This window comes from Bacillus sp. 11C (assembly GCF_055486375.1).
In genome coordinates, this window is sequence record NZ_JBUPVZ010000001.1 from 176657 (window position 1) to 200459 (window position 23803).

At 45.7% G+C, this 23803-nt stretch carries 21 protein-coding genes, 3 pseudogenes and 1 other annotated feature; of the genes and pseudogenes, 13 read left to right on the forward strand and 11 right to left on the reverse strand.

The annotated features are described in order from the left end of the window. Positions 1-69: 69 nt before the first annotated feature. From narK to ACY3LV_RS00915, 3 genes are all read right to left on the reverse strand, one after another. Positions 70-1257, reverse strand: a complete 1188-nt coding sequence (narK, locus tag ACY3LV_RS00905) for a nitrate transporter NarK (protein ID WP_464863203.1) — start codon at positions 1255-1257, stop codon at positions 70-72. Positions 1258-1391: 134 nt separating this feature from the next. After that, on the reverse strand, positions 1392-3062 hold the full coding sequence (gene argS, locus ACY3LV_RS00910; protein WP_464863204.1) for an arginine--tRNA ligase: 1671 nt from the start codon (positions 3060-3062) through the stop codon (positions 1392-1394). After that, positions 3059-3487 carry a YwiB family protein gene (locus tag ACY3LV_RS00915; protein WP_464863205.1) on the reverse strand — a complete coding sequence of 143 codons (429 nt, stop codon included), beginning with the start codon at positions 3485-3487 and terminating at the stop codon, positions 3059-3061. Before ACY3LV_RS00915 ends, argS begins: the two co-directional genes overlap by 4 nt. A 308-nt stretch (positions 3488-3795) precedes the next feature. On the opposite strand from ACY3LV_RS00915, the gene sboA reads away from it, so the two are divergent. The 9 genes and pseudogenes from sboA to ACY3LV_RS00960 all read left to right on the forward strand — a co-directional run bounded on the left by sboA (position 3796) and on the right by ACY3LV_RS00960 (position 10724). Continuing rightward, positions 3796-3927, forward strand: coding sequence for a subtilosin A (sboA, locus tag ACY3LV_RS00920; protein WP_087992738.1), 132 nt, complete (start codon positions 3796-3798; stop codon positions 3925-3927). Next, positions 3884-4035 (forward strand): annotated as a pseudogene (locus ACY3LV_RS00925) (bacteriocin-like protein SboX). The gene sboA and the pseudogene ACY3LV_RS00925 overlap by 44 nt, the downstream one beginning before the upstream one ends. A 24-nt stretch (positions 4036-4059) precedes the next feature. After that, positions 4060-5398 (forward strand): annotated as a pseudogene (gene albA / locus ACY3LV_RS00930) (subtilosin maturase AlbA). A 12-nt stretch (positions 5399-5410) separates the two neighbouring features. Further along, positions 5411-5572, forward strand: coding sequence for an antilisterial bacteriocin subtilosin biosynthesis protein AlbB (gene albB, locus ACY3LV_RS00935; RefSeq protein WP_148962483.1), 162 nt, complete (start codon positions 5411-5413; stop codon positions 5570-5572). Continuing rightward, positions 5569-6288 carry an ATP-binding cassette domain-containing protein gene (locus ACY3LV_RS00940; protein WP_087992741.1) on the forward strand — a complete coding sequence of 240 codons (720 nt, stop codon included), beginning with the start codon at positions 5569-5571 and terminating at the stop codon, positions 6286-6288. The genes albB and ACY3LV_RS00940 overlap by 4 nt, the downstream gene beginning before the upstream one ends. After that, entirely contained in the window at positions 6281-7591 is a 1311-nt protein-coding gene (albD, locus tag ACY3LV_RS00945; protein ID WP_333561094.1) for an antilisterial bacteriocin subtilosin biosynthesis protein AlbD, read from the forward strand. The genes ACY3LV_RS00940 and albD overlap by 8 nt, the downstream gene beginning before the upstream one ends. Beyond that, complete coding sequence (locus ACY3LV_RS00950) at positions 7581-8741, forward strand: pitrilysin family protein (protein ID WP_333561114.1); 1161 nt, start codon at positions 7581-7583, stop codon at positions 8739-8741. The genes albD and ACY3LV_RS00950 overlap by 11 nt, the downstream gene beginning before the upstream one ends. A 4-nt stretch (positions 8742-8745) precedes the next feature. Beyond that, positions 8746-10026 (forward strand): pitrilysin family protein, encoded by a 1281-nt coding sequence (locus ACY3LV_RS00955; protein ID WP_333561095.1) that lies wholly within the window; start codon positions 8746-8748, stop codon positions 10024-10026. Then, positions 10023-10724, forward strand: coding sequence for a bacteriocin biosynthesis protein AlbG (locus tag ACY3LV_RS00960; RefSeq protein ID WP_464863206.1), 702 nt, complete (start codon positions 10023-10025; stop codon positions 10722-10724). The genes ACY3LV_RS00955 and ACY3LV_RS00960 overlap by 4 nt, the downstream gene beginning before the upstream one ends. A gap of 5 nt (positions 10725-10729) precedes the next feature. Here ACY3LV_RS00960 and ACY3LV_RS00965 read toward each other — a convergent pair. Together ACY3LV_RS00965 and ACY3LV_RS00970 are read right to left on the reverse strand one after the other, a co-directional pair. Beyond that, positions 10730-12105: pseudogene (locus ACY3LV_RS00965) on the reverse strand (YncE family protein). Positions 12106-12144: 39 nt separating this feature from the next. Continuing rightward, entirely contained in the window at positions 12145-13506 is a 1362-nt protein-coding gene (locus ACY3LV_RS00970; RefSeq protein ID WP_464863207.1) for a YncE family protein, read from the reverse strand. Between the two features lie 226 nt (positions 13507-13732). Between ACY3LV_RS00970 and ACY3LV_RS00975 the strand changes: the two genes are divergently transcribed. Together ACY3LV_RS00975 and ACY3LV_RS00980 are read left to right on the forward strand one after the other, a co-directional pair. Further along, a complete protein-coding gene (locus tag ACY3LV_RS00975) occupies positions 13733-14878 on the forward strand; it encodes a response regulator aspartate phosphatase (protein WP_148962477.1) in 1146 nt (381 codons plus the stop codon). Then, the gene (locus ACY3LV_RS00980) at positions 14862-14981 is read left to right on the forward strand and encodes a PhrC/PhrF family phosphatase-inhibitory pheromone (RefSeq protein ID WP_014665774.1); all 120 of its coding nucleotides are present in this window, start codon (positions 14862-14864) and stop codon (positions 14979-14981) included. Before ACY3LV_RS00975 ends, ACY3LV_RS00980 begins: the two co-directional genes overlap by 17 nt. Before the next feature lie 68 nt (positions 14982-15049). Here the strand turns inward: ACY3LV_RS00980 and speB are convergent, their stop codons facing one another. Both speB and speE read right to left on the reverse strand, forming a co-directional pair. Continuing rightward, the gene (gene speB, locus ACY3LV_RS00985) at positions 15050-15922 is read right to left on the reverse strand and encodes an agmatinase (protein ID WP_464863208.1); all 873 of its coding nucleotides are present in this window, start codon (positions 15920-15922) and stop codon (positions 15050-15052) included. A gap of 60 nt (positions 15923-15982) precedes the next feature. Next, a complete protein-coding gene (speE, locus tag ACY3LV_RS00990; protein WP_464863209.1) occupies positions 15983-16813 on the reverse strand; it encodes a spermidine synthase in 831 nt (276 codons plus the stop codon). Between the two features lie 201 nt (positions 16814-17014). Between speE and ACY3LV_RS00995 the strand changes: the two genes are divergently transcribed. Continuing rightward, on the forward strand, positions 17015-19090 hold the full coding sequence (locus tag ACY3LV_RS00995) for a transglycosylase domain-containing protein (protein WP_464863210.1): 2076 nt from the start codon (positions 17015-17017) through the stop codon (positions 19088-19090). Between the two features lie 319 nt (positions 19091-19409). On the opposite strand, the gene ACY3LV_RS01000 is transcribed toward ACY3LV_RS00995, so the two are convergent. Beyond that, positions 19410-19928, reverse strand: coding sequence for a YwhD family protein (locus tag ACY3LV_RS01000; protein ID WP_464863211.1), 519 nt, complete (start codon positions 19926-19928; stop codon positions 19410-19412). A gap of 12 nt (positions 19929-19940) precedes the next feature. Continuing rightward, positions 19941-20600, reverse strand: coding sequence for a site-2 protease family protein (locus ACY3LV_RS01005; protein WP_464863212.1), 660 nt, complete (start codon positions 20598-20600; stop codon positions 19941-19943). A 108-nt stretch (positions 20601-20708) separates the two neighbouring features. Here ACY3LV_RS01005 and ACY3LV_RS01010 point away from each other — a divergent pair, with 108 nt between their 5' ends. After that, positions 20709-20897, forward strand: a complete 189-nt coding sequence (locus ACY3LV_RS01010; protein ID WP_003222038.1) for a 2-hydroxymuconate tautomerase — start codon at positions 20709-20711, stop codon at positions 20895-20897. 42 nt (positions 20898-20939) lie between these two features. On the opposite strand, the gene ACY3LV_RS01015 is transcribed toward ACY3LV_RS01010, so the two are convergent. Further along, a complete protein-coding gene (locus tag ACY3LV_RS01015) occupies positions 20940-21359 on the reverse strand; it encodes a MarR family transcriptional regulator (RefSeq protein WP_148962473.1) in 420 nt (139 codons plus the stop codon). Between the two features lie 119 nt (positions 21360-21478). Next, entirely contained in the window at positions 21479-23395 is a 1917-nt protein-coding gene (thrS, locus tag ACY3LV_RS01020; RefSeq protein WP_464863213.1) for a threonine--tRNA ligase, read from the reverse strand. Positions 23396-23447: 52 nt separating this feature from the next. Further along, positions 23448-23669: a binding site (T-box leader), on the reverse strand. Between the last annotated feature and the right edge of the window lie 134 nt (positions 23670-23803).

Here is a 23803-nt window from a genome sequence, read left to right on the forward strand (position 1 = left end):
ATGTTTATTGTAACGTGAATTGTTTTGCACCCATCGAGAAAAAACTAACAATCTTGTGAATGACCAGTGTTAGCTGACGCTCTGACTGTTTCTCTCCGTGTGCATTTTCATTCTTTCCTGCCAATACATCCAAATGACAAGGACAAAGCTGGCTAACGCCACTTCCGAAAGCGCCATAAAGCCGATCGCGTATTGGCCTGTTGCCTGAAATACACTCGCCAATATCAGCGGAGGGAAAAAACCGCCTAATCCCCCCATGGCAGACACAATACCATTGGCAATCCCCGCTTGCTTTGAAAAATAGAAAGGCACCAGTTTAAAAACGGTTCCGTTTCCTATACCTGAGCAGACCGCCACCGTTATTGACCCAAACGTATAAAGGCCGATCGTCGGCGAGAACGATAAGATAATGCCTGATAATGTAAGTCCCGCAAAAACGAACATCAGGATGCGGAGCGGGCTCAATTTGTCAGCCAAGAATCCGCCCACAGGCCTGAGCAGCGTGGAGACGGCAATAAAGCCGGCCGTCCGCAAACCGGCGTCCGCAGGATTAAGACCAAAGTGCGCTACCAGAAAGTTCGGGAGATAGATGGTGAAGGCGACAAAGGCGCCAAACGTAATAAAATAAAACAGGCTTAGAAACCAGAGGACGTGATTTCGGTAAACGGTTTTGATTTGAGCTTTTACGGAAACATTTACTTTCTTCTCATGCCGGTCGCCAAACAAAACGTGCAGCAATGCGAAAACAGCCAGCAGAACCATATACATCTGCACGGTTGCTTTCCATCCCGCAGTCTGGGCGATAACCGGCGCCGCAAATGTGGTAATCGCGGTTCCGATGTTTCCGGCACCGTAAATTCCATTGACGAAACCGTGCTTTTCTTTCGGATAATACTTCGGAAGGGATGTCACCCCAATGGAGAATACTGCCCCCCCGATCCCTAAGAAAAAACCGCCTGCGATTAAATCAAACAAAGAATCCGCGATACTGATCCAAAACACCGGAAACAAAAGCAGGATGAAGCTGATCATAAACATCAGCCGCGCACCAAACCTATTCGTTAAATACCCTAAAGGAATGCGGAGAAGCGACCCGAGGATCACGGGAATCGCCGTCACTATAGAAATCTCGCCTTTGCTTAAATGAATATCTAATGTGATTTGGCTAATGAGTGATGAAATCAGCACCCAAACCATAAACCCTGCCACCAAGCTTAATGACTGTAACGATAATTGAATATGTTGACGGTTGAACATTCGGCTTGCTCCTTTCAATGATTCAATAATCAGTCCTATCATACAAAAACTCGGCAAACAGGTTTGTGAATTACATCACACGTTTCACATATAAAAAAAAGACAAAGCCCGAAGACTTTGTCTTTTCATCATGATTACATTTTTTCCGGAGCCGATACGCCGATCAGCTGAAGCGCATTGTTCAGCGTAATTTGCGTGGCCTTCATTAAAGCCAGGCGCGCGCGGCTCTTCTCTTCATATTCAGGATCGATGACTTTCTCTGCGTTGTAGAAGCTGTGCAGAGCAGAAGCCAGATCATAAATATAGTTTGTGACACGGTGCGGAATTCGTTTTTCCGCCGCTTCCGCCACTGCCTCTGGGAAGCCGCCGATCGTTTTCAGCAGGTCATATTCTTTTTCTGATTGAATATGGCTGAAATCAAGATCTGCCGCCGGCTTTAGTCCCTGCTCTTCCCCTTGGCGAAGCATGCTGCAAATACGGGCATGTGCGTATTGCGCGTAATACACAGGGTTTTCGTTAGATGTTGATACAGCTAGATCTAAGTCAAAATCCATATGCGTATCCGCACTGCGCATTGCAAAGAAGTAACGCACGGCATCCAAGCCGACTTCTTCAATGAGATCGCGCATCGTTACCGCTTTACCCGTCCGTTTGCTCATTTTCATTTTCTCGCCGTTTTTGTAAAGGTGAACGAGCTGAATGATTTCTACTTCAAGTGTTCCTTTTTCATAGCCCAGCGCTTCGATCGCCGCTTTCATGCGCGGGATATAGCCGTGGTGATCGGCTCCCCAAACGTTGATCAGCTTATCAAAGCCGCGATCAAGCTTGTCCTTATGGTATGCGATATCAGGCAGAAGGTACGTGTACGTGCCGTCCTTCTTGATCAATACGCGGTCTTTATCATCGCCAAACGTCGTAGAGCGGAACCAAGTCGCACCGTCTTCTTCATAAACATGGCCTTTTTCGCGGATCGCTTCAAGCGCCTTGTCGATTTTTCCGTTTTGATACAGTGACGTTTCGGAATACCACACATCAAACGGCACACGGAAGTTTTCCAAGTCCTTGCGAAGCTTTTCCAGCTCGTATTTCAGACCGTATTCACGGAAAAACGCGAGGCGTTCGCTTTCGTCTTCATTAACGAAACGGTCGCCGTATTCCTCAGCGAGACGCTTTCCGATCGCAATGATATCCTCGCCGCGGTAGCCGTCCTCCGGCATCGGTTTTTCCAAGCCGAGCGCTTCAAAGTAACGGACTTCAACAGAAAGCGCAAGATTGTTGATTTGATTTCCCGCATCGTTAATGTAGTATTCGCGGCTCACATCGTAACCCGCTTTTGAAAGCACATTGCACAAAGAATCGCCGACAGCCGCACCGCGCGCATGGCCAAGGTGAAGGTCTCCCGTCGGATTCGCTGATACGAATTCGACCTGAACTCGCTCACCGTTTCCGATATTCGTTTCCCCGTACGCTTCCCCTGCTTTTAACACAGATGGAATCAACTTCGTTAAATAGTGATTGTTCATATAGAAATTGATAAAACCCGGACCGGCGATATCCAGTTTTTCAATCGAAGCCTTTCCTTTATCAAAATGAGCGACAATCTCTTCAGCGATTTGGCGCGGCGCTTTTTTTGCGACTCTCGCCAGCTGCATCGCCATATTTGTTGAATAATCGCCGTGTGTTTTATCTTTCGGTGTTTCTAAAACGACATTCGGAATCTGGCTTTCTTCAGCCAGCCCCGCTTTCAGAACGGCCGCTTTGATTTCTTCTTTCAGCACGTCCTTCATTTGTTCCGCAATGTTCATGCTTGAGTTCCTCCCTCATACGTGATCGTCATATGATGTAAATGCTGCTGCTCGTCTCCGACATGCATGTCATATGCGATGCTGATACGGCCTTTTTCTTCACCGAGATCAGATTGAATTGATTTTGTGCTTGTTTTCAGCTCAAGCTCACCAAATGACATTTTATATTTGGCAATTGTGGAAGCTCCCGTTACGAAACGCTGATTCATTTTGACCGCGCCTGACCTCATGACCAGCACTTCGCCTTCGCTTACTTTCACAATCGTTTTTACTTTGCCTAAGTCGTGTTCTTCATAATAAGATAGATACACTTTATTTTGTTTAACATAGTAAAATCCGGTGGTGCGGAATTCGATGACTTCCTGGTTTCCGTCATCCCCGATCACAGACTTCACATGGAGTGTTATCGGTGTCTCTTGCTTCATTTTGACACGTCCTTTTCATCATTCCACTTTGACTTGAATAGTATAATCATTCGGTTTGTAAACTTCAACTGCTTCTATCTTACCATCATTGCTCATCAGATTTGAAGATAAACCTCATAAAAGCATTTCCTTAATAGAAGAGAAAATCATATTATTAGTTACCTTTAGGAAATGTTACACTTTTCCGAAATCTACCGTTTCTATTTCACATTTTCTTCAATATATATGTATTGAATTGGTAATTTATTAGTTTTATGATAAAAGTACAACATAGATCTGCTAGAAAAACAAAAAGGGAGGATCCAATGATGAAAAAAGCAGTCATTGTAGAAAACAAAGGTTGTGCGACATGCTCGATCGGAGCCGTTTGTCTAGTGGACGGTCCTATCCCTGATTTTGAAATTGCCGGTGCTACAGGTCTATTCGGTCTATGGGGATAAGGTTCTCCAAAAGGGCATAGTCTTTCTGCTATGCCCTTTTTAAGTAAATTACAATTTTTAACTAAAATATACCTCTTAGTTATACATACAAAATCGTTTTTCATTTGAATCATATGTATAGGGGATGGTATTTTGTTTACAGAGCAAATATTTCCATTTATTAATGAAAGTGTAAGAGTTCACCAGCTTCCTGAGGGCGGCGTGCTAGAAATCGACTATTTGCGGGATAATGTCTCCATTTCTGACTTTGAATATTTGGATCTTAACAAAACAGCTTACGAGCTTTGCATGCGAATGGAGGGGCAAAAAACAGCTGCTCAGATTTTGGCGGATCAATGCGCAGTGTACGATGAATCACCGGAAGACCATAAGGACTGGTATTACGACATGCTCAACATGCTCCTCAACAAGCAGGTCATCCAGCTTGGAAATCGGCCCAGCAGCCAAACCATCACCACGAGCGGAAGCAACGAATTTCCGATGCCGCTGCACGCCACCTTTGAGCTGACGCACCGCTGTAATTTGAAATGCGCCCACTGTTATTTGGAAAGCTCGCCGGAAGCGCTCGGCACCGTGTCGATTGAGCAATTCAAGAAAACGGCTGATATGCTGTTTGACAACGGTGTATTGACATGCGAAATCACGGGCGGAGAAATTTTTGTCCATCCGAACGCCAATGAGATCCTTGACTATGTGTGCAAAAGGTTCAAAAAGGTCGCTGTCTTAACGAACGGAACACTCATGCGAAAAGAAAGCCTCGAGCTTTTGAAAGCGTATAAGCAAAAAATCATTGTCGGCATTTCTCTCGATAGTGTGAACTCCGAGGTCCATGACTCCTTTAGAGGGAGAAAAGGCTCTTTTGCCCAAACTTGTAAAACGATAAAATTGTTGAGTGACCACGGTATATTTGTCAGAGTCGCCATGTCCGTTTTCGAAAAAAACATGTGGGAAATCCACGATATGGCCCAAAAGGTTCGGGATCTTGGGGCGAAGGCGTTTTCTTACAATTGGGTTGATGATTTCGGAAGAGGCAGAGATATTGCCAAAAGATGCCGAGCAGCACCGCAAATTTATGGAATACGAGCAACATGTCATTGATGAGTTTAAAGAACTGATTCCGATTATTCCTTATGAGAGAAAACGAGCGGCAAATTGCGGCGCTGGCTGGAAGTCCATTGTGATCAGCCCGTTCGGAGAAGTACGTCCATGCGCGCTCTTTCCGAAGGAATTTTCATTGGGAAATATTTTTCATGATTCATATGAAAGCATCTTTAACTCCCCTCTCGTCCATAAACTGTGGCAAGCGCAGGCGCCGCGGTTCAGCGAGCATTGCATGAAAGACAAATGCCCGTTTAGCGGCTATTGCGGAGGCTGTTACTTAAAAGGGCTGAACGCTAACAAATATCACCGGAAAAACATTTGCTCTTGGGCGAAAAATGAACAATTAGAAGACGTGGTCCAGCTTATTTAGGAGGGAAACGATTTGTCACCAGCACAAAGAAGAATTTTACTGTATATCCTTTCATTTATCTTTGTCATCGGCGCAGTCGTCTATTTTGTCAAAAGCGATTATCTATTTACGGTGATCTTCATTGCGATTGCCATTCTTTTCGGGATGCGCGCGCGGAAGACTGATTCGCGATGAGCATTTTGGATATACACGATGTATCCGTTTGGTATGAACGGGACAACGTCATCTTAGAACACGTGGATTTACACTTAGAAAAAGGCGCCGTTTACGGATTGCTTGGGGTAAACGGCGCCGGCAAAACAACACTGATCAATACACTTACAGGAGTGAACCGCAATTACAGCGGGGGCTTTACGCTGTGCGGCATTGAAGCGGAGGCCGGTATGCCGCAGAAAACATCAGATCAACTGAAGATTCACCGTTACTTCGCCGCCGATTATCCGTTGCTGTTTACAGAAATTACGGCGAAGGACTATGTGTCTTTCGTCCATTCGCTTTATCAAAAGGATTTTTCAGAGCAGCAGTTCACCAATTTGGCTGAAGCCTTTCATTTTTCAAAATACATCAACAGGAGAATTTCGGAGCTGTCCTTGGGAAACAGGCAAAAGGTTGTGTTGATGACAGGCTTATTGCTGCGGGCTCCCCTGTTTATTTTGGATGAGCCGCTCGTCGGTTTGGATGTGGAATCGATAGAGGTCTTTTATCAGAAAATGCGCGAGTACTGTGAGGCAGGCGGAACCATTTTGTTTTCTTCCCATCTGCTCGATGTTGTGCAGAGATTTTGTGATTATGCGGCCATTCTGCACAACAAACAGATCCAAAAGGTCATTCCGATTGGAGAGGAGACCGATCTGCGGCGGGAATTTTTCGAGGTGATCGGACATGAATAACTTATTCCCCATCATGTCTTTGCTGTTCAAACAGCTGTATAGCCGGCAAGGGAAAAAGGACGCCATCCGCATTGCCGCAGGGCTTGTGATTCTCGCTGTGTTTGAAATCGGGCTGATCCGCCAGGCCGGTATTGACGAATCGGTATTGGGAAAAACATATATCATACTCGCGCTTCTCTTGATGAACGGATATATGGTGTTTCTTTCCGTGGCATCTCAATGGAAGGAATCTTATATGAAGCTGAGCTGCCTGCTGCCGATTTCTTCACGAAGCTTTTGGCTCGCCCAGAGTGTCGTTCTGTTTGTGGACACCTGTTTGAGAAGAACGTTATTCTTTTTTATTTTACCGCTGTTCTTATTTGGAAACGGAACGCTGTCAGGGGCGCAAACATTGTTTTGGCTCGGCAGATTTTCGTTTTTTACCGTTTATTCGATTCTATTCGGTGTTGTGCTGAGCAACCATTTCGTCAAAAAGAAGAACTGGATGTTTCTCCTGCATGCGGCGGTATTCGCCTGTGTATGCCTCAGCGCCGCTTTTATGCCGGCCGTCACGATCCCGCTATGCGCGGTTCACATGCTATGGGCGGTGATTATTGATTTTCCTGTCTTTCTGCAGGCGCCTCCGCAGCAGAGCAAGATGTATTCTTTTATGCGGAGATCTGAATTTTCGTTTTACAAGAGAGAATGGAACCGATTTATGTCTACTAAAGCAATGCTGTTAAATTACGTGGTGATGGCGGCGTTCAGCGGCTTCTTTTCGTTCCAGATGTTGGACACCGGCATCTTCAATCAGCAGGTGATTTATATTGTGATTTCCGCCCTTCTGCTGATCTGCTCGCCGATCGCCCTTTTGTACTCTATTGAAAAAAACGATCGGATGCTGCTGATCACGCTTCCGATTAAACGGAGAACGATGTTTTGGGCAAAATATCGCTTTTACTCAGGCCTATTGGCAGGCGGATTTCTCCTTGTCGCTATGATTGTGGGCTTCATCAGCGGCCGCCCGATTTCAGCCCTCACTTTTATGCAGTGTATTGAATTGCTGCTGGCGGGAGCGTTGATCCGGTTAACCGCTGATGAAAAAAGGCCGTTCTTCGGCTGGCAAACGGAGCAGCAGCTCTGGAGCGGATTCTCAAAATACCGGTCTTATCTATTTTGTCTTCCCCTTTTCTTAGCCACATTAGCCGGCACCGCTGTCTCCTTGGCGGTCATTCCGATTGCCGGGCTGATCATAGTCTATTACCTGCAAAAACAGGATGGTGGTTTCTTTGATACAAGCAAAAGAGAACGGCTTGGAAGTTAATCTGCTGAAGACTCATCAATTTTCAACAATCTCAATCGCCGCCAGCTTTCTGAAACCGATCGAAAGCGCGGCGGAACCAGAAGAAGAAACGATTTATTTTTACGGCGCCGCCGGACACCTGAAGCAGCAAATCATTGACGCTTTCGGTTATGCTGCCGGAAGCCGCTTTATGTATTCAGCAAATCTCTTTTTTGATCAGCAGCTGAAAACCTGCGGAACCCGTTTGATTCACCCGCTATATAACAGGAATCTTCATGTTGATGCCCTGTTAAAAACATTTGCAGACATGTCCCTCCCCTCTTCTCTTTCAGCCGCCGGCGTTGAAAAGGCAAAGAGTGAGCTGCTGCTGAAAATCGAAAAGAAATTCGCAGATCCCTTCTCCTACTCGGCGGCCCGTTTGGTCGAGGAGACCTTCGGAAACCCGATGTACGGCACAAGCATGTTTGGCAGGAAAGACAAGATACAGGCGATCCATCCTAAACGGTTTCTCGACGCAACGGACTTCATCATTAATTTATTGTCCCAGCAAAAACAGCTGAACATATTGGGAGATATACAAGCTTGTGATATTCCGGGACATGCCCCGCAAGCGTCTGCCGTGACAGCCGGAAGAATACCCGTGAACCGGCATGTTTTTGAAACAGAAACACGCAGCGCAGCAGGTCCTTCCGTCTTGACACTCGGGTTTAACTGCGGAGAGCTGAAAGATAAGAGCGATTATATCAACATTCAGCTGCTAGACGGATTGCTCGGAAAGTACGGGCATTCCGCTTTATTCAAGCATTTCCGCGAGAAGGATCTGGCAGTCTATCATGTCATTACCCGTTACGACATCATGAACAATCTGCTGCTCGTTTCAATATGTACGAACCAGCTTCATGAAAAAGAAATTCCCCCGCGCGTTTTGGAAGCTGTCTCACATTTTCAAACGGATGAGCGGGAACTGGAACAGGCAAAACAATTTTTACGCAATGAAATGCTGCTGCAATTCGATTCTCCCGAAGGGCTCTTGGCCTATATGGAGATCCTGCGCCGCTTCTCCTGTGAAAAAGAAGACTTGCTGGATGGCATCTCCGCGGTTACGTGCCGCGATCTATTGCAATTCATAGCAAATATCAATTATATCGGAGCTCATGTAGTAAGGGGATGAAGAGATGGAAAAGAAAGCATTCTTTCAACAGCTGGATGAACGAACCGATATCAGATACACAGACAGCGGGCTGAAAATATTCAGATTGAAATTCCCCCGCGCCCATCTGCGGCTGTGCAATGTGAAAATTGATTTTGGAAGCCGTGATGTCTGCTTACAAGAAGATTCTGGCGACAAGCTGCTCCCGTATGGCACAGCGCATTTTTTAGAGCATCTTCTCTTCTGGCATAATGGCCGCAATCTGTATAGTGATTTTTTTGCGCATGGCGCGCTTTTAAATGCATTCACCACCTACACTGATACTAATTTCATGTTTACCTCATTGCCGGATCGGCTCACGCAGACAGTCCCCATCCTGCTTGATGCGTTATGGAATCACTCATTCGACAAGAGGATTGTCACTCAGGAAAAAGCTGTGATTACAAGCGAAATTGAAACAGCACACCTCAATCATCAACTCTCTTACCGTTATCAGCTGATCAGCATGCTTTCTCCCGCCTCACCTGCTGCCGTCTATCCCGCAGGCAGAATCGAGGACATTGAGGCGATGACCATCCGTGATTTACAGAAAGCCTACAATGCCGCTTACCAGCCCGAGCGGATGACGTTGTTTTTGATTGGAGGCTCAGAAGATACGGAAGACCTTTTGCCTTCTCACCATGGGCTGAAAAAACGTTCAGTTCATAAAGCAGAAAGGAAAATGATACCCGCGTCCCCTCCAACCCTCTCACAAAAAGTGGTGCTGGGTGATGAGAAGCGGATGGAAGACACATGGACCGGCTTGCAGATCGGCGCACTTCCCGGGCAAAACGATCTGTTGACGGTAAAGCTTTATTGGGACATTGCGTCTCGAATTCTATTTCAATTAGATTCACCGTTTTTTCAAGAGATTCAGCAGACGTACCGGCTGGAAATCAATCGCTTGTCAGCCGAGGCTCACCTGTATGAGGATGGCGGTTTTTTGATGCTACACAGTCAAGGGGTTCATTCTTCAGCTTATATCGATGTCGCTTCCTACTACGTCACACAGCAGAAAGAACAGATTGCGGCCTGGCTCCAATACGGCAAGGGCTCTTTGACGGATGCGATCATCTATGACAGCGATTATGCGCGTAAATGCTTCGAATGGGCGGCCGAGTGTGACAGGTGCGATTGCACGTTTCTCGACGTTTACCGCATCATTCGCGATATGAATAGTCAGGATTTCTTGTCTCTCATTGATGTATTGGCATCTTCTAAAAAAGCGGTCATTCACGTTTCACAGAAAGAGGCGATCGGACAATGAAAAAAAGCACTGTCTTTACCGTGTTGTTGCTGCTCGTGGGTATGGCGGCTTATTCCTTCGGCTGGGTTCAGGCCCTCGCCAAAGCCGCGGCCCAATATGTACAGATGATCGACAATGATGCTTTGCGGCTCGGACTGCTGGCTTGTATTGCTTCCGTTCTGATGCTGCCCGCTTTTCTCTACCTACACTATGTCACCCAATCCGTAAAAAACATGACAGCAGCTTTTCAGAAACTCACACAGTCCCATCAAAGCTGCTGTGACTTCCAGCATCACAGATTGTGCAGCCGCTATACAGAAGATGTCAAAACGCTGCGTGACAGCTATAAAAACGTCCGCCAAACATATGTGATGGCTGCTGTATTATGCCAAGTCACCATATTCGGCTGCATGTTCGAAATCGTCAAAGCCGTCCCTTTCCGCCTTCACACGCCTCCCGCTGTTTCAATAGGACTTGCGGTGTTGCTGATTTTGTATTTATTGTTTTACATGCGAACGTACTTGCTGCAGCTTTTCCAGCATGGCACCCTGTTCAAAAAAATGCTTACGGGAGTGCTGACAGGAGCCGGGATTTGGTGGATGCTCAGTTTTACCATAAGTGAACTGTTGTTTCTGATCATTCTGGCTGCGATCCAGCAGATCGGATCATTTATTTATAACCGATTCTCTTATCGCAGCACCGCTTCTCTTGATCTATAAAATAGCTACATCGCAATCGCAGACGGACCCGTACCAACCGGAATCACCGTCACGGCTGCATAATCACTCGTGCGGTACACAGTCACAGTATTGTCGTTGGGCTGTGCCGCATAAATGTACTGATTGTCGGGTGTTACTGCGAGGTCAAAGGCGCCGGGCACAGAAACACTCGCAATAATTGCGTTTGTGGCTGTATTGACGACAGTGAGATTATGAATGAGAGACGGATCAAAATATGGTTCTAGAAAATAAGCTCGTGTACTGTCAAATGAAAATACAATTGTCCTCAAAGTTTCAAATAAACGATTAAAGTCACCTTCTCTGCTCAAGGGTGACAAACTAATCTCCGCTACACCCTTCGGCCATAATTCACCAGTCATCACATACGCAAAGTCTCCGGCATATGGCGTTTCAATTAAACTTGGATATTCAAACTGATTCACGAGGCTGTCAACAAGCTGGCCTGTATTCACATCATATTGATCAATTGACCAGAAAATTGTATTAGCAGTAAAGACAAATTGCCCGTTCGGATCAAGTGCAAAGTCTGCGGCGTCGGGTACTGAAAAAACATCACTGACTGCCTGAAGCGCAAGATCAATGATATAAATAGAGCCAGAAGCCATCACGTACGCAAACTCTCCTGCAGGATCAAATTGAATCTTTCTCGGCCCAGTGCCGACGGTTATTGTATTTGCCACGGTTAATGTTTGATTATCAACCACAGAAACTAGATTAGTATTTCCATGGAGGACATACGTATAAGCTTTATCTAGCGTGACCCCCAGATCAGTTGGCACAGACGTAAAAGGAATAGTTGCAACAACAAGGTTTGCTGCCGCATCAATAACCGAAACTGTGCTGTCCCCTGAATTCGCTGTAAAGACATACGATTGAGGATCTGGCGATGGTGGGAAAACGATTGTCCCGGTCACAGTGAGCGGACTTTCGTAGAATGGCGGAACAATGAGAAGATCTTCCACTGTCATTTGACTGAAATCAGGACAGCGGTCAGACTGTGCTGCATAATAAACAACTTGATCAATCTCTTCAGTATGAATCACAGAAACCGACCCATTCCCTTGTCCATATTGATTTCACACAGGCGACACACTGACAAGAAGCGGAACGGCCCCTTGTATTCTCACAGCATATCGAACACCGATATCTTCTGTTTCCGGTCCAGTCTGGATTAAGCAAGCTCACTGATACATGATAAATGATCTGTACTCCATGTAACCGCCGCAGCTGCTTCGGCAGAATCAACAGTGAACCCCTCGGGAATGTCAATCGGCACTTGAAACGGCGCTTCTCCGCTGATTTCCTCATCACAAAAACAGAAACAATTTTCCTGTAAAGCAGAAAGATCATTCTTTTTCATGATTTCACGTCCTTTTAGAAATGCACAGCATGCAGTTGATTAAATCGCAATAGCTCCCGGTGAAACCCCAAGAGATATGACAGTCTCCACAGAGTAATCATCCGTGTTGTAAACAGTGATGCTCTGCTCTAGAACATGAGTTGTATACAGAAATTCGCCATTCGGGGTAAACGCATAGTCTCTTGCTGATTGTGGAACATTTCCTATAACGCCTGCTCCATTCGGACTGACAGAATATAAATTGCCAGTGAAGCTGTCATGTAAATACACCTCTGATCCACTCGTAAACATTACATATTGGCCGTCAGGCTCCAGCTCTTGGGTATTGCTGAGCGTAAACGAATTTAAATCAATAACCGTCAGATAATTGAATAAGAATTCTTGTTCTAATACATACGCATACCGCTCCGGAGAATCTGTTTCTATGGATGATACGATAAGCTCTCGTTCAATCGTTCCTATGACTTCACCGGTGGATAGGTCCACTTTTTGCACTATACCAAAATTAAGAACATAGGCGAATAACCCATTGGGATCAATTGCAACATCATACCCTTCCACAGGAATCGACCTATCCACAGCTAACGTATCAATTCCAATCACATAAATCACAGTACCGGCGAAAACATAAGCAAATTCATGATTAGGGATAAATCTAATCGATCGAGGCGGCTGATCCAGCAAAATAGATGCTGTTACTGTTAATGTGTCATAATCGATGACAGAAATCACATTATTGTTGGGATGTAAGACAAACACAGAGCTTTTATCTGGAGTTATTTCAATACCTGTCGGCCGGTACGGAAGAGCAATCGTCGTCACAACAGTATGAGTGTTTGTATCAATCACAGAAACTGATTGATCACTTGGATTCGCTGTAAACGCATAAACGGGTTCGGGTTCCGATTCCGGTACAAGCACAATCGTTCCCGTCACAGATAAAGGACTGCCGTAAAAGGGCGGAACAACAACAAGGTTCTCGATCGTGATGTCACTGAAATCCGGGCAATCCTCCGGTTCATCAGAGTAATAGACGATTTGGTTGATCTCCGCATTGTGAATGACGGAAACAGCCCCTTCCCCTTGTCCATATTGATTTCGCACAGGCGACACACTGACAAGAAGCGTAACAGTTCCCTGCAGGCGTACTGCAAATTGAACAGCGATTTCATCAGGCTCAGCCCCCGTCTCAATTAAGCAACGTTCACTGACACAAGAAAGGCTGTCTGCATTCCACGTGACATTTGCAACAGCTTCAGCCGGATCAACGATAAACCCCTCAGGCAATTCAATCGGTGCTTGAAACATTGCTTCGCGGCTTGTTTCTCCCTCACAAAAACATAAACATTCTTCTTGTGCGGCTCCTGCTTTTTCTTTAAAGGAAAGCTTGTTTTTTCTCATACCTTCACTTCCTTTTTAGAAATACACTGCTCACGCAGATATAACAGAATATGGAAAGATGTTGTGTTTGCTTGTACAAATTGCCGAGGGTAAAAGCTTCTTTTTGAAATATATCCCAACATGCGGGGTAACGAAAGAAAAGATTGCGGTTTTTTTGCGCTTCTCATAAGAATGATGATGATAAAATATGACATATATAGAATAATGAAGGGAGGGATTTGCAAACGTGACAGGTGTCATATCTTCTTCTTCCGTCGGAGAAAAGATTAACGAATGGTATATGTACATACGCCGATTCAGCATACCCGATGCAGAGTATTTACGAAGAGAAATCAAACAAGAGCTGGACCAAATGGAAGAAGATCAGGATCTTCATTTGTACTTTTCACTGATGGAATTCCGGCACAACCTGATGCTTGAGTATCTTGAACCACTAGAGAAAATGCGGATCGAGGAACAGCCGCGGCTGTCTGATTTGCTGGTTGAGATTGATAAAAAACAGGCTCGTTTAACTGGGCTTCTTGAGTACTACTTTAACTTCTTCAGAGGCATGTATGAGCTGGATCGCCGTGAATATGTATTAGCCATTCAATTTTTTAAAAAGGCAGAGAGCAAACTGATTTTTGTGAAAGACAAAATTGACAAAGCTGAATTCTTTTTCAAAATGTCAGAAGTCTATTACTATATGAAACAAACTTATGTCTCCATGGACTATGCACGTCAAGCATTCGAACTCTACAGTGAACAGACTACATATGATATCAGAATGATTCAATGCCAGTCCTTATTCGGAGCCAATTTTTTGGATCTAAAACAATATGAGAAAGCCATTGCCCATTTTCAAAAAGCTTATATACTTGCCGAAGCAGAGCAGCAGCCTCAATTAATGGGAAGAACGCTTTATAACATAGCGCTTTGCAAGCAAAATCAAAATAGTTTTGAATCAGCGATAGAGTATGTAAAAAAATCTATTCAAGTATTTGAAGGATCTAAAATGATCCCTTCTCTGCCACAAGCCTTTTTCCTCATTACACAAATTTATTTTAAATTAGGTAAGATGGATGACGCTTGTGAATATCATAAAAAAGGAATAGAATATTCAGCAACAGCGGGAGACACCGTGTACTTAACGGAGTTTGAATTTTTGGAATCTTTATACTTATCTGGACCAGATGAGGAACGGATAGAAAAATGTTTTGTTTTTCTTGAAAGTAAAATGATGTATGCTGATATTGAAGACTTCGCACTTGATGTTGCTAAGTATTATCATCAGAAGGAAAATTACAAAAAAGCATCTCATTACTTTTTAAAGGTTGAAGAAGCAAGACAGCACATTCAAGGGGGGGTGAATTTATATGAAATGGAAGTATAAATTATTACTCGCTTGTTTAGCTGTGAGTGCTGTATTTATCACAGTCGAGGTATCAAATTCATCAACAGAACATTTTGATGTTGCACAACGCGCCATGATCTAAAACCGCCGTCCATCGGCGGTTTTTTTTTTCACAATAAAAAAACATCCAGACAAGGTCTGGATGCTTCCTTATTTCACAAACCCAAGCAGCATCTCACGGATGACTTTACTGGCTGTGTTTGCCGTTTGTTCTGAGTGGTCGTACACCGGTGCGACTTCCACTAAATCAGCGCCCTTCACGTTTACTCCTGAACGCGCGATTTCATGGACGGATGCAAGCAGTTCTTTAGACGTGATGCCGCCGGCGTCAACCGTTCCTGTTCCCGGTGCGTGCGCAGGGTCTAATACGTCAATGTCGATTGTGACGTATACCGGACGGCCCGCAAGCTTCGGAAGCACTTCTTTCAGCGGTTCAAGCACTTCAAATTTTGAAATGTGCATGCCGTTTTCCTTCGCCCATTCAAACTCTTCCTTCATGCCGGAACGGATTCCGAAAGAATATACATTTTGCGGTCCGATCAATTCTGCCGCTTTGCGGATCGGCGTGGAGTGAGAAAGCGGTTCTCCCTCATAATCAACGCGAAGATCTGTATGTGCGTCAAAATGGATAATCGCGAGGTCTGGGTATTTCTTGTGCATCGCTTTTATGACAGGCCATGACACGAGGTGCTCCCCGCCCATGCCCATTGGGAATTTCCCTTTTTCCAGGATGCTGTCCACGTATTCCTCAATCATATCAAGGCTTCTCTGCGGATTTCCGAACGGCAGCGGAATGTCGCCGGCGTCAAAGAAGTTCAGATCAGCCAGATCACGGTCTAAATACGGGCTGTATTCTTCAAGGCCGATTGACACCTCGCGGATTCTGCTCGGGCCAAAGCGTGAGCCCGGGCGATAGCTGACCGTCCAGTCCATCGGCATGCCGTAAAGGATGGCGTCCGCCCCTTCCCACTCGGGACGGCTCGCGATAAATACTTTTCCTGAATATGCTTCATCAAATCTCATCTATAATACCCTCGCTTTCCTGTAAAAAAGCGCAAGATTCGCTCCTGCGCCATACCCTCATTATTTAATCAGGTCACTCACAAATTTCGGCAGAACAAACGCCGCTTTATGAATATCTTTTGTGTAATATTTCGTCTCAATATCGAAGAAACGGCTGTCTTCCACTGCAAGCGGATCATATTTTTTCGATCCGATTGTAAATGTCCACAAACCGCTTGGATATGTCGGAATGTTCGCCGTATACAGCTTCGTAATCGGGAAGATTTCCTTCACGTCGCGCTGTACATTTGTGATTAATTCCGGCGTAAACCATGGGTTGTCCGTCTGAGCGACGAAAATTCCGTCTTCTTTCAGCGCTTTTGCGATTCCTGCGTAGAATCCTTTTGTAAACAGGTTTACAGCCGGTCCGACAGGTTCAGTTGAATCCACCATGATCACGTCGTATTGATTTTCAGATTTCGCAATGTGCATAAATCCGTCATCCACCTGCACGTCAACGCGCGGATCGTCCAGTTTGCCCGCGATAGAAGGAAGGAACTTTTTAGAGTATTCGATAACCTTGCCGTCAATATCAACAAGTGTCGCTTTTTTCACGCTCGGATGCTTCAGGATTTCTCTGATGACGCCGCCGTCACCGCCGCCGACAACAAGAACGTGCTCCGGTTTCGGGTGTGTAAACAATGGGACATGCGCCACCATTTCATGATAAACGAATTCGTCTTTTTCAGATGTCATGACCATGCCGTCCAAAAACAGCATGTTGCCGAACTCTTCCGTTTCCACCATTTCTAAATGCTGAAACTCCGTTTGTTCTGTATGTAATGTTTTATTAACCTTCATCGTAATGCCAAAGTTTTTCGTCTGCTTCTCTGTGTACCAAAGTTCGCTCAATTGTCATCTCCCTTTCAAGGCTGTATTCATGTATTGTAAGCGTCTTTTCAGCTTTTATTCCCGGTTGAAATCTCTTTTTCACCTAAGGAAAAAGTATAGAGGATGGCGGGAAAAAAGTAAAGATGCGTCGTGTTCTGCGATGTTTAAAAACGGTCTTTTTTCCTCATAATAGTAGAAACATAAAAAAAGGGGGAACCCATTGTGGATGCAATGACAAATAAACGGCTGAGACTGACGCTGAAAACCGTCCGCGCCTGTATCTTTTTAGGGGCTCTTGCGGCCTTAGCGGCAGCTGCTGTGTTTATGACTGTCATTTTGATAGCCAAATACCAAGGCGCTCCCTCCGTGCAAGTGCCGCAATCCACGATTTTGTATGCGAGTGACGGCTCAAAGCTCGGGGAAACGAATTACGGTGAAAAGCGCTATTGGGTCCCCTTAAAGGACATGAATCCGACAATTGTAAAAGCGACAGTGGCGGTTGAAGACCAGAATTTCTACGATCATCACGGCTTTGATTATAAACGCATGGCCGGTGCGGCGCTTGCTGATTTGAAAGCATTTGCCAAGGTTCAGGGCGCAAGCACCATCACCCAGCAATATGCGAGAAATTTATACCTTGAACACGATAAAACGTGGAAACGAAAATGGAATGAGGCGTTCTACACGATCCGTTTGGAACAGAACTATTCTAAGGAAGAGATTTTAGAAGGCTATTTAAATACGATTTACTACGGCCACGGCGCCTACGGCATTGAAGCCGCTTCCCGCCTGTATTTCGGCAAGCATGCGAAAAACCTGACGGATGCGGAGGCCGCTTTATTGGCGGGGATCCCAAAAGGCCCTTCCGGCTATTCGCCGTATATCAATGAAACGAAGGCCAAGGAGCGCCAGAAAACGATTGTGCGAATGATGGAAAAGCAGAGGATGATCAGCCAGAAAAAAGCGAATGAACTGATCAAGGAACCTCTTTCCTATCAGCCTTTGAATAAACAAATTTCCAAGAGAAAGGCCCCTTATTTCTATGACAATGCGATGAGAGAGGTGGAGAAAAAGCTCGGCATGACGCGGGAGCAAATTGAAACGAGCGGATTAAACGTCTATACAACGGTAGATAAACGGATGCAGCGCATCGCCGAGGAGACCATTACCGAAACAGTTAACGCCGGCTCTAACATTCAAGTCGGGTTTTCAGCCATTGATCCCCGCACAGGAAGTGTTCTGGCCCTTGTCGGCGGCAGGGATTATCAAAAAAGCCCGTTTGACCGGACGACACAGGCGAAACGCCAGCCCGCTTCGACGATTAAGCCATTGCTGTACTACAAAGCGATTCAGAGCGGATTTACGCCAGTCACCTTGATGAAAAGCGAAGAAACCGAGTTTCAGATTGATGCACAGGGAGAAACGTATTCTCCAAGCAACTATAACGGATACTACGCCAACAAGCCGATTACGCTTCTGCAGGCGCTGGCGCTTTCCGACAACATTTACGCTGTGAAAACACATCTCTTTCTCGGCATGAACAAGCTCGTACAGGCGGCAAAAGAGTTCGGCATCACTGCTCATTTTCAAAAACTGCCGTCCCTGGCACTCGGCACCGAACCCGTGCGCCCGATTGAGATGGTCAACGCCTATGCCATGCTCGCAAATGGCGGGAAGCAAATCGAACCGACTTTTATTTCGAGGGTCACGGACGCGGCGGGACATGTGCTGTACGAAAACCCGAATCAGCATAAACAGGTGCTTGATGAAAAAGCCGCTTTTGTCACGGCAAGTATGATGACAGGCATGTTTGATACGGATTTAAACGGCTATACGTCGGTAACCGGACGGACGATCGCCAACCGCCTGACAAGAACGTATGCAGGAAAATCAGGAACCACCAGCGCAGACAGCTGGATGATCGGCTTCAATCCACAGCTGGCCGCAGGTGTTTGGACGGGCTATGACAAAAACAGCACCATCGACTCGGTCGAAGAAAAAAGCTACGCCAAAACGATTTGGGCTGACTTCATGGAGGATGCGCTCAAAGGAGAACCGGAAACTGCTTTCAAACCGCCAAAAGGCGTAACCGGCGTGTACATTGATCCGGCAACAGGCTACACGTCCGGTCCCGGCTGCGCAGCCAAGCACTACACGTATTTTGTGAAAGGCACTGAACCGTCGAACGTGTGTTATGGGGCAGAACCTGCAAAACCAACAAAAGACCGGCTTCCAGCCAAAGAAAGCCCCGCTTCCCCGAAGAAGTGGTGGGACAAATGGCTGGGGCGGAATCATTAAAAATAACCCGGCTCCTCGGAGGCCGGGTTATTCGTATGGTTTCTTCATAATCCATGGAAGCAATGTGACGCAATCAAGCTGAACAATCGGTTTCGGGAATCTTTCGGGGATAAAGTGGTCACTTCGCGTTTATTTCATCGGCTTTAATCACCCAATCACCGACTCGAATGGTTTCGTACATCCTATCACCCTAAAAATGAAAAACCCCGAGTCTTGGTTCGGCTCGGGATTTTCCATGTCCTATTTCTGTATCATCAGTTTACTCAATGTTCACGAAAAATAGTACTAATTTTCTAAAAGTTCACATAACGTCCACAAACTAATTATCTTCCGGAAAAAGGCCTGTTTTTAATTCATCTGGTGACCGATCCCATAGTCCCTGATCATGATTTTTCAGAAACTCGCCGAGCACACGCTTCGAGCTGTCGTCCATTTTATCAATGATAATGTTCCGTTTCATGGATTTATCCATCAGATTCACATGCTCAGGCAGCGATTTGTAGCCTCTTCTGATGCTTCTGTCGACCGTCAGTTCACAGGCAGTCACACCAGCGTAATAAGGCCCCTCTTCTCTTCTGTCAATCGTCACCCAGACAAGCCAGTATGGTTTGCCGTTCGGAACATCTTCTTTGTTCGGCAGAAATTTAATTCCTTTTTCAACGGTGCTGCGGGCGTGCATGGCGCCGATGTCAACGAACGCTTCTTTTTCCTCTACATCGACGAATACGGGGGAAATGTTATCTAAGCTGAGTGCCCCTACGCCAAAACCGCCGTGTCCGTCTGTCGGATCACTTTTGATAATATTAAACCCGATTGATTTTTTCTTTTTTTCTTCCATGAGTTCTACCTCCTACAAAAGCGGTTGAAATATCGCTGAAAACAGCTGTAAAATCTGATCTCTTCCGGCGTTGAGCATCGGCCAAAGCACGTAAGATCCGAGCGGTGTCACAAACAGAACCAAAAAGACAATAAAGCCGTAGCTCTCCGCCTGCGTCATCTTGGCACGAACCCCCGGAGGGACGAGATCTTCAATGATTCGATAGCCATCGAGCGGAGGAAGCGGCAGCAGATTAAATAAAAACAAGACAAGGTTCAGCTGAATCCAAATGGAAAAGAACTGATCAAGTCCCGTGCTGAATGCCGCAAGCTGCTCCATTCCGTATGCATGCATCAACACTAACAAAAAGAAACCGATAAACGCAAGAATCAGGTTACTGACGGGTCCGGCAATAGATACGAGCACGCCGGCAAGCCGAGGTTTCTTAAAGAAGCGGCGATTGACAGGAATAGGGCGCGCCCATCCGAAGCCTGCCACCAGAATCAAAATGGTTCCGAACGGATCAAGGTGTTTAATAGGATTCAGTGTCAGTCTTCCTTGTCTTTTCGCCGTATCGTCACCGAATTTGTATGCGACATAAGCATGGGCAAGCTCGTGTATCGTAAACGACACAATTAACGTGATGACGAGGTATGGCATTAAAGATAACGGATAATATAAAAAACGGTCCAAGTGAGATATCCCTCTTTCTAAAAATGCAAGAATTTACTTTATTCAGTATACTATAAGAAGCCTCTTTTTCTAAAGAGAGGAAACGAGATAAAGGAGGATTCAGCACCCATGCCATACGTAACCGTCAAAATGCTCGAAGGCCGTACAGACGAGCAAAAACGCAATCTTGTCGAGAAAGTAACAGAAGCGGTAAAGGAAACAACCGGTGCTTCTGAAGAAAAAATTGTTGTGTTTATAGAAGAAATGAGAAAAGACCATTATGCCGTCGCAGGCAAACGTCTGAGCGATATGGAATAATCTCTATAAAGCCGGCGCTTCGCGCACCGGCTTTTTCTATCCCTATTGGGTCAGCTTCGCAACAATCGCTAAGAACGTCTTTTTCTCTTCGGCTGTTACACGTTCAAACATGCCGTCAATCAGCTGCTGGCGGTTTTCGATCATTTGCTCAGCCGCTCCCCGGCCCGACTCAGAAAGCGTAATCCATACAGTGCGGCGGTCATTTTTATTTCTCGATCTCTCAATAAAACCCTCCTGCTCTAAATGATTGAGGGCGGTGGTTGTCGCAGAGGGAGACAGTGTGACCTCCTTTAGTATATCCTTTATGGTGCAGCTCCCATGTCTGTATATGATCCGCAGAATAAATCCTCTTACATTATTTACGTGTTTCGGAACGGTAGCTTCATCTATTTGCTTCGTGGTTTTCAAGTATTTTGTAAGTGCGTGATCCAGCAAATTTGCTTCCAGTTTGTCATGGTCCATGTCAATTTCCCCATTTCGAGATGCATTCATAACATACGAACGATATGATTTACTTATTATTTTACTGATTCCGGATAGGGAAAGTCAAAAAAGCAAAGTGAGAATCCGCAGCTTTTCTCCTACATGCCTCGATTTTTCACCTGTTTGACAAGTTTATCTTTAAAAATTTGAAAAGAAACGTGTTTATTCTCTTGATGCCCGAATTGGCGAACGTTTACCGCATCCTGCTGCTCTTCATGATCTCCAAGCACAAGCACGTATGGGATTTTCTGTACCTGCGACTCTCTGATTTTGTATCCAAGCTTCTCATTGCGCTCATCAATGCCGACTCTTATCTCCACCTGTTTAAGCTCTGCCTGCACCTTTCTGCAATAGTCCAAGTGAACGTGTGAAACCGGTATGATTTGAACCTGAATCGGTGCGAGCCAGACTGGGAACGCCCCGCCGAAATGCTCGATCAAAATACCAAAGAAACGGTCGATCGAGCCGAATATCGCTCTGTGTATGACAACAGGACGAACCTTTTCATTGTGTTCATTGATATATGTTAAATCGAATTTTTCCGGCATTTGAAAATCAAGCTGAATTGTCGCACATTGGTGGCTTCGTTTCAGGGCATCTTTTATGTGAAAATCAATTTTTGGTCCGTAAAACGCCCCGTCGCCTTCATTTACCTCATAAGGCAGGCCGAGTTCCTCAAGGACATGTGCTAAGGCGCGTTCCGATGCTTCCCAAAGGCTATCATCGCCTAATGAATCCTCCGGGCGAGTCGAAAGCTCAACCGAATACTCAAAGCCAAATGTGCGATATACCTCGTCAATCAGCCCAATCGCTTCTTTGATCTCGCTCTCAATCTGATCCTCCCGAACGAAGATATGCGCGTCATCCTGGCAGAACGTCCGGACGCGAAGCATGCCATTTAAAGCGCCGCTGTATTCGTGGCGATGGACCTGGCCGAACTCCGCCATTCGAATCGGCAGATCACGATACGAATACAGGCTGTTTTTAAAGATGAGCATATGTCCAGGACAATTCATCGGCTTCATTGCGAATCTTGTCTCATCCACTTCTGAAAAATACATATTGTCGCGATAATGATCCCAGTGGCCTGACTGCTCCCATAACCGCTGATTCATCATAAACGGTGTACGCACCTCATCATAGCCGGCATTTGTTTGCAGCTCACGCGAGAAGCGTTCCAGTTCATTGCGGACAATCTGCCCTTTCGGCAAATAAAACGGCATCCCCGGCGCTTCTTCAGAAAACATAAACAGCTCTAACTGTTTGCCAAGCTTGCGGTGATCACGTTTTGCCGCTTCTTCCAGCATATGCAGATGCGCATCCAAATCTTTTTTCTTGTGAAACGCAACCCCGTACACCCGCTGCAGGACTTCATTTTCATTGTCTCCGCGCCAATAAGCGCCCGATACTCTTGTCAGTTTGAACGCCTTGATCATCCCTGTAGAAGGAAGGTGCGGCCCCCGGCACAGGTCAACGAATTCTCCCTGCTGGTACAGCGTGATACCCTCTCCGCGCGGAATATCCTTCAAAATCTCCAGCTTAAACGGCTCGCCTTTTTGAGCAAACAGTTCTTCAGCCTCTTCGTAAGAAACCTCAATTCGTTTAATTTCAAGGTTTTCATTTATAATGTTCTTCATTTCTTTTTCGATGGCTTCTAAGTCACCTGATGTCAAACTGTGCTCCAGCTTCATGTCATAGTAGAAGCCGTCTTCAATCACTGGACCTATCCCCAATGATACTTCTCCATACAGGCGTTTCACAGCTTGAGCCAATACGTGCGCTGATGTGTGGCGGAGCACCTGCAAGCCTTCTTGTGAATCAAGTGTGATAATCGAAAGCTCAGCATCCTCTTCCAGCTGAAAGCCAAGATCAACGAGCTTGCCGTTGACCTGACCCGCAGCCGCCTTCTTTTGCAGACTGGAACTGATAGAACCAGCCGCTTCTTTGATTGTAATACCTTTCGGATATTCCTTGATCTGTCCGTCTGGAAGCTGAATGTGTACATGTTTACTCATTTTAAACACTCCTTATCAATTGTTGTATATAAAAAAACACACCCATCCCTCTGAAAGGGACGAGTGTGTGATTAACCCGTGGTTCCACCCAAATTCCCGACAAACGCTATGTTGTCGGCTTGGTGCTGTAACGCAGCATAGACGGCATTGGATACTTCAGTTCCCCAATGCTGCTCCAAGGCGGTAAATGATCATCCTAAGCTGGGAAGCTCTCACCTTTTCTTCCCTCTCTGAAAACCGTAACGATCATTCATGTCCTTTTCTTCGCATGTATTCAATTCATATAAAAAAACACATTCATCCCTATAAAAGGGACGAATGTGTTTATCATCCGTGGTTCCACCCAAATTCCCGACAAACGCTATGTTGTCGGCTTGGTGCTGTAACGCAGCATAGACGGCATTGGAT

Bases quoted from the DNA above. Each gene is read 5' to 3' on its own strand.
- sboA (WP_087992738.1), top strand. From the start codon at position 3,796: ATGAAAAAAGCAGTCATTGTAGAAAACAAAGGTTGTGCGACATGCTCG.
- albD (WP_333561094.1), top strand. From the start codon at position 6,281: ATGAATAACTTATTCCCCATCATGTCTTTGCTGTTCAAACAGCTGTAT.
- speB (WP_464863208.1), bottom strand. From the start codon at position 15,922: ATGAGATTTGATGAAGCATATTCAGGAAAAGTATTTATCGCGAGCCGT.
- argS (WP_464863204.1), bottom strand. From the start codon at position 3,062: ATGAACATTGCGGAACAAATGAAGGACGTGCTGAAAGAAGAAATCAAA.
- ACY3LV_RS00915 (WP_464863205.1), bottom strand. From the start codon at position 3,487: ATGAAGCAAGAGACACCGATAACACTCCATGTGAAGTCTGTGATCGGG.
- ACY3LV_RS01015 (WP_148962473.1), bottom strand. From the start codon at position 21,359: ATGGACCATGACAAACTGGAAGCAAATTTGCTGGATCACGCACTTACA.
- ACY3LV_RS00960 (WP_464863206.1), top strand. From the start codon at position 10,023: ATGAAAAAAAGCACTGTCTTTACCGTGTTGTTGCTGCTCGTGGGTATG.
- thrS (WP_464863213.1), bottom strand. From the start codon at position 23,395: ATGAGTAAACATGTACACATTCAGCTTCCAGACGGACAGATCAAGGAA.
- ACY3LV_RS00955 (WP_333561095.1), top strand. From the start codon at position 8,746: ATGGAAAAGAAAGCATTCTTTCAACAGCTGGATGAACGAACCGATATC.
- narK (WP_464863203.1), bottom strand. From the start codon at position 1,257: ATGTTCAACCGTCAACATATTCAATTATCGTTACAGTCATTAAGCTTG.
- ACY3LV_RS00940 (WP_087992741.1), top strand. From the start codon at position 5,569: ATGAGCATTTTGGATATACACGATGTATCCGTTTGGTATGAACGGGAC.
- ACY3LV_RS01010 (WP_003222038.1), top strand. From the start codon at position 20,709: ATGCCATACGTAACCGTCAAAATGCTCGAAGGCCGTACAGACGAGCAA.
- ACY3LV_RS00980 (WP_014665774.1), top strand. From the start codon at position 14,862: ATGAAATGGAAGTATAAATTATTACTCGCTTGTTTAGCTGTGAGTGCT.
- ACY3LV_RS01000 (WP_464863211.1), bottom strand. From the start codon at position 19,928: ATGGAAGAAAAAAAGAAAAAATCAATCGGGTTTAATATTATCAAAAGT.
- ACY3LV_RS00970 (WP_464863207.1), bottom strand. From the start codon at position 13,506: ATGAGAAAAAACAAGCTTTCCTTTAAAGAAAAAGCAGGAGCCGCACAA.